Source organism: Streptomyces odontomachi (assembly GCF_024435355.1).
GTDB classification, from domain to species: Bacteria; Actinomycetota; Actinomycetes; order Streptomycetales; family Streptomycetaceae; genus Streptomyces; species Streptomyces odontomachi.
Window position 1 is genome coordinate 49,310 of the sequence record NZ_JAMJWG010000026.1, and the last position, 13,326, is coordinate 62,635.

9 protein-coding genes and 1 riboswitch are annotated in these 13,326 nt (G+C 73.5%); of the genes, 4 read left to right on the forward strand and 5 right to left on the reverse strand.

Annotation, left to right across the window (positions count from 1 at the left end):
- Nucleotides 1–158: 158 nt before the first annotated feature.
- The 3 genes from NQO67_RS36830 to NQO67_RS36840 all read left to right on the forward strand — a co-directional run bounded on the left by NQO67_RS36830 (nt 159) and on the right by NQO67_RS36840 (nt 1,504).
- Entirely contained in the window at nt 159–650 is a 492-nt protein-coding gene (locus NQO67_RS36830; RefSeq protein ID WP_255954814.1) for an ATP-binding protein, read from the forward strand.
- A gap of 86 nt (nt 651–736) precedes the next feature.
- The gene (locus NQO67_RS36835; RefSeq protein ID WP_255954815.1) at nt 737–1,084 is read left to right on the forward strand and encodes a VOC family protein; all 348 of its coding nucleotides are present in this window, start codon (nt 737–739) and stop codon (nt 1,082–1,084) included.
- Between the two features lie 34 nt (nt 1,085–1,118).
- A riboswitch (guanidine-III (ykkC-III) riboswitch) is annotated at nt 1,119–1,180 on the forward strand.
- A 9-nt stretch (nt 1,181–1,189) separates the two neighbouring features.
- Nucleotides 1,190–1,504, forward strand: a complete 315-nt coding sequence (locus NQO67_RS36840) for a DMT family transporter (RefSeq protein ID WP_255954816.1) — start codon at nt 1,190–1,192, stop codon at nt 1,502–1,504.
- A gap of 9 nt (nt 1,505–1,513) precedes the next feature.
- On the opposite strand, the gene NQO67_RS36845 is transcribed toward NQO67_RS36840, so the two are convergent.
- Both NQO67_RS36845 and NQO67_RS36850 read right to left on the reverse strand, forming a co-directional pair.
- Nucleotides 1,514–2,041 carry a DinB family protein gene (locus NQO67_RS36845; RefSeq protein WP_255954817.1) on the reverse strand — a complete coding sequence of 176 codons (528 nt, stop codon included), beginning with the start codon at nt 2,039–2,041 and terminating at the stop codon, nt 1,514–1,516.
- 95 nt (nt 2,042–2,136) lie between these two features.
- Nucleotides 2,137–3,216 carry an alcohol dehydrogenase catalytic domain-containing protein gene (locus tag NQO67_RS36850; RefSeq protein ID WP_255954818.1) on the reverse strand — a complete coding sequence of 360 codons (1,080 nt, stop codon included), beginning with the start codon at nt 3,214–3,216 and terminating at the stop codon, nt 2,137–2,139.
- Nucleotides 3,217–3,416: 200 nt separating this feature from the next.
- Between NQO67_RS36850 and NQO67_RS36855 the strand changes: the two genes are divergently transcribed.
- Complete coding sequence (locus tag NQO67_RS36855) at nt 3,417–4,193, forward strand: helix-turn-helix transcriptional regulator (RefSeq protein ID WP_255954819.1); 777 nt, start codon at nt 3,417–3,419, stop codon at nt 4,191–4,193.
- 68 nt (nt 4,194–4,261) lie between these two features.
- Here NQO67_RS36855 and NQO67_RS36860 read toward each other — a convergent pair whose 3' ends face one another.
- From NQO67_RS36860 to NQO67_RS36870, 3 genes are all read right to left on the reverse strand, one after another.
- Nucleotides 4,262–8,794 (reverse strand): bifunctional glycosyltransferase/CDP-glycerol:glycerophosphate glycerophosphotransferase, encoded by a 4,533-nt coding sequence (locus tag NQO67_RS36860; protein WP_255954820.1) that lies wholly within the window; start codon nt 8,792–8,794, stop codon nt 4,262–4,264.
- 187 nt (nt 8,795–8,981) lie between these two features.
- The gene (locus tag NQO67_RS36865; RefSeq protein ID WP_255954821.1) at nt 8,982–11,000 is read right to left on the reverse strand and encodes an arabinofuranosyltransferase AftB family protein; all 2,019 of its coding nucleotides are present in this window, start codon (nt 10,998–11,000) and stop codon (nt 8,982–8,984) included.
- Nucleotides 10,997–13,324, reverse strand: a complete 2,328-nt coding sequence (locus tag NQO67_RS36870; protein WP_255954822.1) for a bifunctional glycosyltransferase/CDP-glycerol:glycerophosphate glycerophosphotransferase — start codon at nt 13,322–13,324, stop codon at nt 10,997–10,999. The genes NQO67_RS36865 and NQO67_RS36870 overlap by 4 nt, the downstream gene beginning before the upstream one ends.
- Nucleotides 13,325–13,326: the final 2 nt, after the last annotated feature.

Here is a 13,326-nt window from a genome sequence, read left to right on the forward strand (position 1 = left end):
GCTACCTTCGGTGAAGGTTGCTGCACGCACTGTCGTGGCAACTATGCAACTCCGTCGTGCTCAAACGCCAGTTGGAAGTGCACCCACGTTCGTGCCGGGCGTGGGCGATGCCACCAGCCGGACTCCACGAAGTGACCCTGCAAGGGAGTTGATCAGCCATGCCCAAAATCACCCCACAAACAGGCCCCCGCCACTACACCCTCTACTGCTCCACCGACCTCACCGTCCCGCGTACCGCCCGGACCTACGTCACCGCCGTACTGCACCGGCACGCGCTGACCGGCCTCCTCGACGACGCCGTGCTGTGCACCTCAGAGCTGATGGCGAACGCGTGCCTGCACGCGAGGGGGGCGGAGGGCGCCGTGTTACGGGTCGCGGTCGACGCCCGTGGCCCCGTCGCGCTGCGGGTCACCGTCTACGACGGGGACGCCCGGAGGGCGCCGCGCCTGCTGGAGGGCTACGACCCGGAGTCCGGCCGCGGGCTCTGGCTCGTGGACATGCTGAGCCAGGGCCGCTGGGGCACCGTCACCGGTGCACCGCTGCCGGGCGGCGGCAAGGGGGTCTGGTTCGAGCTGGGGGCACCGGGCGCCGACGACTCCGCGTCGACGGGGAATCCGTTCAACCCGTGCGGCCCTGCCGTCGACCGATGAGAAGCCGGCTTCCGCGCAGTCTGCCCTTCGTATGCGTATGGGCCCGGCCCGCCGAGCCGGGCCCCTGAGCGGAGGGAAAACCTGCCATGGCTTATGAACGTGTGCTCGCCGTCGCCCCCGTCACCGATATCGACACCGCGGTGAGCTGGTACGAACGGCTCCTTGGGCGGCCCGCCGACACCCGGCCCATGCCGGGGCTCGCCGACTGGCACGTGAGTGCCACCGGCTGGGTCCAGGTGTTCAGCTCGCCGGAACACGCGGGATCCACCCTGCTCAACCTGGTGGTGGACGACCTGGACCAGGCCCTCGTCGACCTCGCGTCCCGCGGCATCACCGCAGGGCCCGTCCAGCCGGGCGGCGAGTCCGTGCGCTTCGCGGCCGTCCATGACCCCGACGGCAACCGGGTCACCCTCATCGAGAACCCCATCGAGTGAGGCACGGGATCCGGGGGATGTGCGACCGTGGAATGCAGAGCCCGACCGGCTCCTGGACGAGGTGCGTCGTACCCAGTCATGACAAGACGGCGCGGGGAGTCAGTCATGGCATGGATCGTTCTGCTGGCGTCCGGCGTGCTGGAGGCCGTCTGGGCGACCGCGCTGGACAAGTCGGAGGGGTTCTCGCGGCCCTTGCCGAGCGCCGTCTTCGTTCTCGGGCTGGTCCTGAGCATGACCGGCCTGTCCTATGCGCTGCGCACGGTACCCGTGGGTACCGGCTACGCGGTCTGGGTCGGCATCGGGGCGGCGCTCACCGCGGCCTACGCCATGGTCCTGGGCGGTGAGAACGTCAATCCGCTGAAGGTGGCGCTCCTGGCCGGCCTCGTCGCCTGCGTGGCCGGCCTGAAGCTGGTGCACTGAGACCGTCGGCTAAGACCCCGTGACCCCGTCGATCGCCTCGCGGATCAGGTCCGCGTGGCCGTTGTGCCGGGCGTACTCCTCGATCAGGTGGACGAGGATCCAGCGCAGGGAGACCGTGGGGCTGCCGACCAGCGCGGCGTCCTCCTCCGAGAACCGGCCGGAGTCGTCCAGGGCCGCGTCGGCGGTCAGCTCGCGAGCGCGGTCGATCTCCGCGCGCCAGGATGCCAGCGCCTCGTCAAGACCGTGGGCCGCGGAGACCTGGAAGCCGTCGTGCGGGTTCATGCCGTACAGCCGGGGTACGTCGAGGCCGGCGAAGATGCGCTGGAACCAGTTCCGCTCGACCTCCGCCATGTGCTGGACCAGGCCCAGCAGGGTCAAGTCGGAGGGCGCGACGGAGGCCGTGCGCAGCTGGTCGTCGGTCAGGTCCGCGCACTTCAGCGCGAGCGTCTCGCGGTGGTAGTCGAGCCAGGTCTCCAGCATCGCCCGCTCGTCGGCGTGCAGCGGAGGTATCGGGCGCCCATCGGGCAACGTAGCCATGCCGACACCCTTACATGGGGGGCCGGGGCATCCAAAGGGGCGCTCGGGCGTGCGGATCGTCCTGACGGTGGCCGTCGCGCCCACCGCCGTCGCGCTCAGGGGCGGATCACCGTGGTCCGGAAGGGGCCGCCGTGCGTCGCGGCGTGGGCGACGGCGTCGTTCGCCTCGTCGAGTCCGAACTCCGTGATCTCGAAACCGTTCAGGTCGATGAGACCCGCCCTGACCAGCGCGATCAGCCGGGCGCGTGCCTCGGGCGGGTACATCCACTGGCCGCGGACGGTGACGCTGTTGCGCATGAGCCACGGGTAGGGCAGCCGCAGGTCGTCTCCGCCCGTGCCGCCGACGCCGCCCATCAACACCACCCTGCCGAACTCGCGCACCGTCATGGCGGCGGCCCGCACGGGCGTGGCGTCGGCCAAGGGCGGCAACAGGTCGAGCACGCAGTCGATCGGGCCTGCCGCCGCCTGCTTCATCCGCTCCCGGTCCGCGTCCTCCGCTCCGGTGAGCTGCACGGTCCGTACGCGCGGTCCGAAGCGGCGCGTCAGATCCTCCAGGACCTGCGTGTTCCGGCCCGGCGCGACGACGCAGCCCGCGCCCATCGCCAGCGCCACGGCGACCGCGGCGCTGCCGAAGTGCCCGGTGGCGCCGCTGACCAGCAGGGTCTCGCCGGCCATGAAACCGGCCGCGAGGAGTCCGCCGTACGGCACCAGCAGATCGCCGATGGCGGACCACCGCCCGGCGTCCGCCGGGTCGATCGGGCCGAGCGGCTCGGCGTTCTCCGTCGGGATCAGCATCCGCTGAGCGAAGGGGCCGTGCCGGAAGTGCCGCTGGAGACGGAGGCCTCCCTCGCCGCGTGCGGTCCAGCCCTGGAGGACGATGTCGGGGGTCAGCGCGTCGTCGCGGGACCGGACGGTGGGGTCGCAGAGGACCCAGTCGCCGGGCGCCAGCCGGGTGGCGTCGGGCCCCACGGCACGCACCCGGCCGATCGCGCCGACGCCCGGCACCGCGGGCAGGTCCAGCTGGTAGCGGCGCCGGCCGCTGAACGCCTCACCCGCGTAGGACAGCACCCTGGCTGCCACGACGTCCACGACCAGGTCCCCGGTGCCGGGCTCCGGGTCCGGCAGGGTCTCGACGGTCAGCGGTGCACCGAATGCCTTCAGGACTGCGGCTTTCACGTTCGTTCGTTCCTCTCGTACGGTCACGCGTGACGCGTCACGCGTGGGGAGTGGTCCGGCCCGTACGGTGTGTTCGTGCCGGGGGTCGAGACGCACCACGCTCGCAATCTCCGGCGTCGGTAACCAGGACCGGCGTGATCCTGGGACTGGCCGGACCCACCCTGGACACGGGGAGGCGACCGGGGAGAGGAGCAGTGCTCGTGCCGGATGCCAACCGCTCCGGGCTCGGTGACTTCCTGCGTTCGCGGCGGGAACGGCTGAGCCCCGAGGCCGTGGGGCTCACCACCGGTCCGCGGCGGCGCGCGAGAGGCCTGCGGCGCGAGGAGGTGGCCGAACTCGCCGGCATCGGCGTCGACTGGTACGTCCGGCTGGAGCAGGGCCGGGCCGTCACCCCGTCCGTCGCCACCGTCGACGCGCTGGCCCGGGTGCTCCGCCTCGACCCGGCGGAACACGGCCACCTGCGCGTACTGGCGGGCGCGTCGCGGCGCCCGGCCTTCGCGCGCGAGCAGGTGCCCGACGGGGTCCGGCGCGTCGTCGAGGGCCTTACGCAGCCGGCCTACGTGACCGGCCGCCGGTGGGACGTGCTGGCCTGGAACTCCGCCGTGGCCGACGTCTTCACCGACTACGGCCGGATGCCCGAGGAGGACCGCAACATCCTCGTCTACCTGCTCACCGACCCGGCCGCCCGGCGCATCTTCGCCACGGCCTGGGAGGAGTACGCCCGGGGCGTGGTGGAGCAGTTCCGCGCGGCGCACGACCTGTGGGCGCCGGATCCCGCGTTCACCGGGCTGCGGGACCGCCTGAGCCGGGAGAGCCCGGAGTTCGACGGGTGGTGGCAGCGGCACGGCATCCGCGGCACGGGCTCCGGCCGCAAGACGCTCCATCACCCCGGCAAGGGTGTGCTCCACTTCGCGTACACGACGTTCCAGGTCAACGAGGACCCGGGGCTACGGCTCTCCGTCTACACGCCCCTGTGACGTCCGTGCACGCGGCAGACCGGGGGTGCGCGGGCGTGCACGCTACAGGCCGGGGGTGCGCCGGCGGATCACCGCATCAACCGGTCCGCCACCCGCGCCGCCGCCCGTCCGTCGTCCAGGTCGCAGTACGCCTCGCGGAACGCCGCGTACGCGTCCGCGTGGCGGGTGGCGAGGGCGTCCAGGTCGGTGAGGGCGGTGAGGATCTCGTCGGTGGTGGACAGCAGGGGGCCCGGCGCGCGGTGCGCGAAGTCGAAGGTGAAGCCGCGGACGGCCGGGTCGCCGTAGTGGGCCAGGTCGGGCGTGAGGAAGAGCATGGGGCGGCCGGTGTGGGCGTAGTCGAACATCAGTGACGAGTAGTCCGTGATGAGGACGTCCGCGACGAGCAGGAGTTCGGCGACCTGGGGGTGGCGGGTGACGTCGCGGGTGAAGCGGGCGGCGGCGACGTCACCCGCCGGCGTTTCGGACAACGGGGTCGATGCCCCGGGGAGGCCGCCCGGGGCGTGCGGGTGGCTGCGGACCAGGAGGACGTGGTCGGTGCCGAGGGCGCGTTCGGCGGCGCGGACGTCGAAGGCCGGCGTGCTCGGGTAGCGGCTGTACGCGTGGTGGTGTCCGTCGGTGTGGCCGGCGTGGCCCATGTGGTTCGTGTGGTCCGTGTGGCCGGCGTACAGGTCGTACGTCTCGTGGCCGCCGTACGTGCCACCCAGGCCGTCCGAACCGCTCAGTCCGTCGAGGGCGTCCGGGTCGTACGTCCCGCCGGGATCGCCGTCCGTGCCGTGCCCGAGGTGGTCGCGGTGCGTCGGGGCGTAGAGGATCACCCGGTGGCCGTCGGGGATGCCCAGGTCGTGGCGGACGCGTTCGGCGACCTTGTCGCGGTCCGGGGAGAAGAGGACGTCGTTGCGGGGCGAACCGGCCTGGAGGAGTTCCCCGTCGTAGGCGAGGGCCCGGCACAGGTGGCCGGTCGCGAAGCGGTTCGGGGAGACCAGGACGCTCCACTGGGCGGCGAGCCGAGGCAGCGCCGCGAGGCGGGCGTGGTGGACGTACCGGGTGCCCTTGAGGTCGGCGCCGAGGCGTTTGAGCGGGACCCCGTGCCAGGTCTGTACGACGGTCTGGTCCGGGCGGCGGACGAACCACTCCGGCAGGTGGTCCGAGGCCACGATGCGGCGGCAGCGCGCCAGCGCCTCGTACCAGGCGGTGCTGTGCTCGGCCACGGCGTGCGCCAGCGGCGGCACGGGGGTCTGCTGGTCGCGGGTCACCCACAGGTGTTCGACGTCGGCGCCGCGGCGCACCAGTTCCTCGTGCACGGCGCGCAGCGAGTCGTTGCCACGGCCTGCGGTGTAGAGGACGGCGTCCCGCACCGGCTCGGTGCGCTGCTGCGGGTAGTGCAGGGTGCGGAGCCGGTGGCGGCGGTACGGGCCGCGGTCGGCCGGCGGCAGCACCGATCCGGCCTCGATGATCAGATGGTCGCCGTGCCGGCGGTGCACGGTGAACTCCCGGCCCTCGACGGTGCGCCGGAGCGGCAGCGCGGCGGCGAGCGGGGCGAGGACGCAGAGGGGGACGTCGACGGGGGTGGGGTCCGTTTTGGGCGAGTCGGTGGCGTCGGTGGTGTCGGTGGTGTCGGTGGCGTCGGAGGTGTCGGAGGTGACGGTGGTGTCGGTGGCGTCGGCGGCTCCGCCCTCGCGGATGTACGCGTACCAGCGGCCTTCCCGGAGGGTGCCGCCCCCGGGCGTGAACGTTGCCGTGAAGGCGTGGCCTTCGCCGCGGAGCAGGGGGACCGCGACCTCCGCGTCGAGCCCGCCGTGCCGCAGGACCAGTTCCGGGCCGTTGGCCGCTCTGGTGCCTGTCGTGCCAGTCGTGCCCGTGGTGCCGGAGATGGTCAGTGTGCCGTCATCGGCCCACGTGACGGTGGTGGCGATCGGGCGTCGGGTGACCTCGATGCGCAGCCGGCCGGTGTCGTCGGCGGTGGCGCAGAGCGCGCGGCCGTCGTGCAGGGCGTACCGGCCCGGGGGCAGGCCGGGCGCGGCGGCCGGACGGGTCAGGGTGCCGTCCCCGAGGACCAGGTCGGCCCGCCAGGGCTCGGTGTACGGCGGCGGGACCTCCTTGGGGGCGCGGTGCGGCGCGGGCGGGATGTCGGCCAGCTGGGAGAGCGGGATACGGACCTCGATGACGTCGCCGTTGCCGTTCCCGTCGCCGTTCCTGTTGCCGTTGCCGTTGCCGTTGCCGTTGCCGTTGCCGTTCTCGGCCGGGGCCGGATCTGGGGCCGGCGGGCGGGTCAGGGGGGCCTCGATGACGATGCCGACGTTGCCTCTGGACGTCGTGGTGCCGGTGCCGCCTCCGGACGCCGTGCCGACGCCGCCGTCCTCCGCGTCCTGCCGGGACAGCCGCAGGGCCCGGGGCGCGCGGGGCGTGTCCGGAAGCGGTCGGGTCGCAGCGGCGCTTTCGCCCTCGTCTTCGACCCTGCCAACGACTCCGCTCCCGGCGCCGTCGACCGGTCCGCCGTCCACGACGTTTCCGTCCTGCTCCTGGCTCCGGTCCCGGTCCTGGCTCCGGTCCCGATCCTGGTTCCCGTCCAGGTCCCGGCTCCGGTCCCTCCGCCTCCGGTCCCTCCGGTCCCTCCGGCCCCGCTCCCCGCTGCCGTGGACCCGCCCGACGAGCACCAGGTCGTTGCCCTCGCGGCGGTGGTCCTCGATGACCACCGGGTGTTCGACGACGCGCAGTCGTAGATGGCGATGCGCGTCGAAGCCCACCTCCAGGCGCACTCGCCCACCGCCGGGCCCGGCCACGAAGGAGGCCTCAGAGGCCTCGGCGGAACCCTCCCCGGAACCGTTCCCGCCCAAGTCCCGTACGACGGACCGGGCCGCGCCGTCGTCCAGGGCCTGGACCGGAGCGTGGCGGATCGTGCCGTGGCCGGCGATGAGGATGCCGAGCAGCCAGTCGCCGGGCTGCCAGGCGCCCCTGACCTTGAGTTTTGCGGGGTCGATGGTCATCTCGAAGCCGGCGTGGTCGTAACAGTGCAGGTACTGGCCGGACTCGGCGGTGACGTCCGGGTCGGGCACCGTCCGGGTCGGCACTCGGCGCATCCGGCGAACCCCGAGCGCCCCGCGCACGCCCGGAACGCGTTCCGTGTCGTCCATGCCCGGCAGCCGACCCAGGCCGCCGCTGCGTCCCGGTTCCGGCGCGGACAGCAGCACGCCGAACTTGAGGGTCTGCCGGGACCGGGCCGCCGCCAGGTTGCGGACGTACGCGTAGCCGGTGATCCGCAGCCGTCCCTCCGCGTCCCACGTGAGGTCACGGATCCGCGCGAGGGCGGGCAGTTCGGCGCGGCCGAGCCGGGTCGCGCGCGCCCGTCCCGGCTGGAGTGCCCGTCCCGGCTGGGGCGCGCGACCGGGGCCGCGGCGTGCAACTCCGGCCGGCTTCCCGCGCACCGGTGCGCCCCCGTCGCCCGTCCCGGCGCCCGCCACGTCCTGCGCATCCGCGCACTGCGCATCCGGGAACGCGGCCCACTTCAGCAGCCGTCCCCGCACCAGGAAGGCGGCGTCGTCACCGGTACCGCTGCGCAGGCCGTCACCGTGCGCGTGGCCCAGGCCGCCCGTGCCCGCAGGCCCGGCGGAGAGGAAGGCGAGCAACTCGGCCGTCCTGCGCTCCCGCACCAGCTGCCACGCCACCCGCAGTCCCGCCGGCAGTGCGTCGAACGCCTCCGGGGAGACCCGGCTGACGAAGTCGGCGGCCTGCTCGACGAAGGCCTGCCGGTACGCGGGCGGTCCGGCAGGCAGTGCTTCGAGGAACGGCAGCAGGTCTTCGCGCAGGCAGGACACGTCGTAGGGGGTCTTGTGCGCGGGTTGTTGCACGGCGAGGAAACGGCTGATGTGGTCGCAGGCCACCAGCCGGTCGCGCACCACCTTCAAGTCGGTGCCCGGCGGCGGCGACCCGGGGCCGCGGCGCAGCCGCTGGTACGAGACGTGCTCGGTCAGGACGTCGACGCAACCGGCCAGGAAGTGCGCGGGGATCACGACGCGTGCGGACCCGTAGCGCCGGCCCTCGGGGAAGGCGAGGGCGTGCCGGTCCCAGAAGGCCCGGCGGAAGACCTTGTTCCGCGCGGAACGGTCGGCGAGCAGCCGTGCGTCGCGGGTGACGTGGGTCCGGGTGCGTGGCTCGGTGAGCCAGCCGTACGCGGGGTCCTGGCGCCGCCCGTACGGGCCGAGCCGCCACACGTTCCCGACGGCGAAGGCGGCACCGGTGGTGTCCAGGCTGGCGATCAGGCGGGCGTACGCGTCATGCGGTACGACGTCGTCGGCGTCGGCGAAGGCCAGGAACTCGACGGTGCGGGGGGTCTCCCGCACCCCGGCGTTCCGCGCGGCGGCGACACCGCTCGCCTGCTTCCGGCGCACGAAGCGGAAGCGCGCGTCGCGGGCCGCGAAGTCCCGGGCGATCGCGGTGCCACCGTCGGCGGACGCGTCGGCGGATTCGTCGCCCACCAGCACGGCCTCGAAGCAGGACATCGTCTGGCCGGCGATCGACTCCAGGCAGGCCGTCAGCTGCTGTGTTCCGACGGGGGCGCCCCCATGAGGGAGGATCGGCACGACGACACTGAGACGCGGCTGCACGGTGACGGACCTTTCGTAGGGCCGCCGACTGCTACGGCGGGCGACGGAAACGACGGGGATGGCGGACGGCCGGCGTAACTATCCCCTTTGTCCCTTCACTTCACGTACTTTGCCCTGATTCACCCGCCCGGTCCGTGTGACCGGCCCACACGGCGTGTCGCGTGCGCCGCTCACTCGCATGCGCCGCTCACTGCATGTCCCGCACCAGCGTCTCCCTCTCGCCCTTCTCGCCCTCCACGTCCTTCCTGCTCCCCACGGACCCCCCGCTCTTCCTGTCCGTCCCGCACAGCTCCGCCCGTGCCTCCTGGGGCGCACGGGCGAAGCGGAAGAGGGTGCGGTCCCAGGCGCCGGTGAGGTTGTGCCAGAAACGGGACGGGGTCAGGGGCGCGCGCACCGACTGGTTCAGTTCGGCGAGGGGGCCGCAGTGCAGGGCGGCGCGGGCCGCGCGGAGGTCGGCGCGTGTGACGCCCGCGCGCCGCAGGTCCGTCGCGTCGGGCGCGGGCGGCGCCCAGTCGGCGAAGACCCAGTGGTTGCGCAGGAACTTCTCATGGCCGGGCCATGCCCAGCGCTCCAGCGCCAGATGGGCGCCGATCGGGCTGGCCAGGCCCCACGCGTCGTTCACGTAGTCGTCCAGCGGGACCGCCGCACCGGTGACGCCCAGATGACGGCCCACCATGACCACGTGGTAGCGCGAACCGGCCGGCATCGGCGTGGCGTGCGGGCGGCGGGCGGCGTCGAAGTAGAGCAGCGTGGGGCGCCCGGCGTGCACCGCCTGCGCCACCATCGCGTTCGCGTTCGGCAGCCGGGGCCAGTGGTGGACCCAGGTGGCGCTGCGCACCGGGTTGTGGTCGTGGGTGTAGCCGACGTCGGAGCTGCGCACGTTGAACGTCGTCGCGGAGCCCCGTAGGTCGTACGGCTGGCGCAGCGGGCTCACGGCCAGCGCGAGCCACACCAGCAGCAGCCCGGCCATGGCCCCGGCGAGCCGGGTCGCGGGCACCGCGAGGAAGGGCAGCAGGAGGAGGAAGAGGGCCGGCAGGATCATACGGGCGTGCATGTAGTCGCCGCCCACGCGCATCACGTACAGGGTGAGGAGGGTTCCGGCGGCCACGGGCGCGAGGAGGACGACGCCGGCGCGCCCCGCGGTGGGCCCCGTCGCGCTCACCAGCCGGGACCCGTGGCGTTCGGCGCGCAGGGTGGCCCGGACGCGTTGCACCGCCACCTTCGCCATCAGCGTCGCCGCCGGCCAGATCCAGTACGGGCCCATGGTCTCCTGCACGTAACGCGCGCCGCGGCCCCAGTCGCTGGCTCCGGCTTCCTTCGCGATCGCGGGCAGCGGGAGCAGCACGCCGTAGTACCCGGCGCGGAACACCTCGTAGGCGAACGGGACCAGCGCCGCAGCGCCGAGCAGCCGTGCCGCGCGCGCCGGCGCGGGCCGCAGCAGCCACCACTGCGCGGCCAGGAAGCACACCGAGACCACCAGCAGGTCCGGTCGGACCAGCCAACCGAGACCGAAGGCGCCGGCCGTGACGTACGGCTCCCAGCGGGTCCGGGCGCCCACCGTCCGCGTGCTGGCGCCGACGGCACCCGGCGTACGCCCGCCCGCGTGCCAGGTCCGCACCAGCAGCCACCACGCCAGCCCCGTCCAGAACGTGCCGAGGCCGGATTCCAGACCCGAGGTCATGTACGACCAGAAGGGCGGCACGGCGAGCAGGACGAGGATGCCGGCGGGGACGAGGAGCCGGGCGCTCGCCGGGCCGCCGTGCAGCCGGCACGTCGTCCACAGCGCCAGCCCGTACCCGGCCGTGCTCAACGCCAGGCCGAGACCCACCGCCAGGAACGCCGGATCCGTGCCCGAGACCCAGGTGACCAGCGTCAGCAGCCACTGCCACAGGGCGCCGGTGGAACTCTCCGCGCGCTCGCCGACGTTGAAGACGGGGCCGTGGCCCGCCAGGATCTGCCGGACCGGTCGCAGGTAGATCAGGCCGTCGTCGCAGATCCACCGTCTGCGGTAGCCGAGCACGAAGAGGGCGGCGGTGGGCACGGCCACGAGCGCGTACGTCCACCAGGTGGTGACCCGGCGCCCGCGTGGCACGGCGCCCGGCCACCACGTGCGCCCCCTCGCCCCGGCCGCCGCCGGCGCCGTCGCGGTGCCCGAGGCATCCGGCGCGATCCCCGCCCCCACGGACGCCCCCGCCTGAGTCGTCACGGCTCGTCCACCTCACCGACGGGCGACGGGGCCCCGCCGTGCCCGCCCCGCACCGCGGGCGCGTCCGAAGCGATCGGCACGGCCGGGAAGCCGGCGGCGTCCGTCACCCCGGCCGCGGCCAGGCTGCCTCCCGCGTCCGGTACCGGCTCGCCCAGGAACACCGTGCGCACCACCCGTTCCGCCGCGTGTCCGTCCTCGTAGGTGCAGAACCGTTGCCGGAAGGCGCTGCGCAGCCGGGCGGATGCGGTGTCGCGCCAAGCATCGGAGCCCTCGGCGAAGAGGGCGGCCAGCTCGTCGAAGGTGCGGGTGACATGGCCCGGAGGGCTGGCGGTGACGTCGAAGTAGGTGCCGCGTACGGCGCGGAAGGCGTGCCAGTCGTCGGCGTGCACGATCACCGGCCGGTCCAGCAGTACGTAGTCGAACATCAGGGCCGAGTAGTCCGTGATCAGGACGTCGGAGGCGAGCATCAGGTCCTCCACCGACCGTTCGTCGGTGGCGTCCACGAGCAGCCCGCGGCGGTGCAGGTCACGCGGCACCAGATCGCGCGCGGGGTGCTGGGCGAGCGCCGGGTGCAGCCGCAGCACGAGCCGGCGCCCGGGGCCGAGCGCGTGCGCGAGACGCTCCAGGTCGATCCGTTCCACGTACCGGCCGCGCCGGTAGTCGCGGGGCGTGGGCGCGTAGAGCACCACCGTGGCGTCTTCGGGGATGCCGAGGCGGCGCCGGGTCGCGGCGGCGCGGTCCACGGCGCTCGGGGACTCGGCGTGCACCAGTACGTCGTTGCGCGGGCTGCCGCTGCGCAGCGAGCGGAAGCCGCACGGGAAGGCGCGCTCCCAGATCTCCTCGGCGTGCCGGCTGGCGACCAGGCTGATGTCCCAGCGGTCGCTGCGCCACAGCATGGCCCGCACGTCGAAGCCGTACCGCGCCCCGGGGCGGTCGCGCAGGTCGACCCCCATGTGCTTCAGCGGGCTGCCCAGGTGGGTGTGGACGTGCACGGTGCCGGGGCGTTTGACCAGGCTGCCGGGCCAGTTGACGTTGTTCACCCAGTACGTGGCGCGGGCCATGGTCTCGTAGTAGCGGCGCGAGCCGATGGTGACGCAGTCGGCGTCCGCCGGCACCTCGCCGACCGCCTCCGGGTGGACCACCCACACGCCGTGCAGCTCCGGCGCGAGCCGGCGTGCGCAGGCGTGGATCGCGGCGGGGTCGCCCGAGACGCTCCGGTGGTGTCCTGACGCGTAGACCACGAGGCGCGGGTCGAGCGGGCGGCGCAACTGGGCGGCGTAGAAGCGCGCGTCGGTGCGGGCCGTCACCGCCTCGCGCACCCGGCGTGCCCCCTCACGCAACGGCGCGCGTGCGCCGTGTACCCGGTGCAGCGCGCGGTACGCGGCGTACGGGGCGCTTGCCAACAGCCGCATCTCTGCACCCCGCAGGCCCCCGGGCGGGCGGAAACCGGCGGGCCGGTGGCGGCGGTGGAAGTCGGCGGTGCGGAAGTAGAAGTCGGGGCGGTCGGCGGGCGTCACCCGCTCGGGACGTGCCAGCGTGAACAGCATGTGGTCCAGCGCCCGTTCGAACAGCAGCGGCTGTGACCAGGACAGTTCGGGCCGCGCCGCCAGTTCGGCGAACAGGTTCTCGTACTGCGCGAACATGTCGAAGTGCTTGCGCCCCGGGGTGCGGGTGATCGCGCCCTGCCGCCGCTGCCGGTACTCGACGCCGACCCGGTCCAGGAACGCGATCCGCTCCGCCGTCACCATGGCCCGATAGGTCACCGGCGCGTCCTCGTACAACCCCGGCGCGTACGCGAAGTCGTGCGCCAGGTAGAAGTCACGGCGGAACGCCTTGTTCCAGGCGACCAGGAAGACATGCAGGTACTCGGGGCTCTCCTGGATCCGGAAGGTGTCCGTACCGGCCTTTTCCAGCAGGTCGGCGCCGGCACTGCGGCCGCTGCTGCCCCACCAGTGGGTGCGTACGTGGTCGAAGACCAGGATGTCCGGGTCACCGGTCGCGGACAGCCGGTCGGCGACGGCGGCGAGGATGCCGGGCGTGTACGAGTCGTCGCTGTCCAGGAAGAGCACGTAGTCGCCGGTGGCGTGCGGAACCCCGGCGTTGCGGGCCCGGCCCAGGCCCACGTTCTGCGGCAGGTGCAGCACCTTCATCCGGGTGTCGCGGGCCGCGTACTCGTCGAGGATGGCACCGCTGCCGTCCGGTGAGCAGTCGTCGACGGCGATCAGTTCCAGGTCCGTGCAGGACTGGCCGAGCACCGAGTCGAGGCAGGCACGCAGATAACCCTGCACCTTGTACACGGGCACGATGACGCTGAAACGGGGCACGG

Excerpts from the sequence above, each read along its gene's own strand:
- NQO67_RS36830 (WP_255954814.1), top strand. The coding sequence starts at position 159 with ATGCCCAAAATCACCCCACAAACAGGCCCCCGCCACTACACCCTCTAC.
- NQO67_RS36835 (WP_255954815.1), top strand. The coding sequence starts at position 737 with ATGGCTTATGAACGTGTGCTCGCCGTCGCCCCCGTCACCGATATCGAC.
- NQO67_RS36840 (WP_255954816.1), top strand. The coding sequence starts at position 1,190 with ATGGCATGGATCGTTCTGCTGGCGTCCGGCGTGCTGGAGGCCGTCTGG.
- NQO67_RS36845 (WP_255954817.1), bottom strand. The coding sequence starts at position 2,041 with ATGGCTACGTTGCCCGATGGGCGCCCGATACCTCCGCTGCACGCCGAC.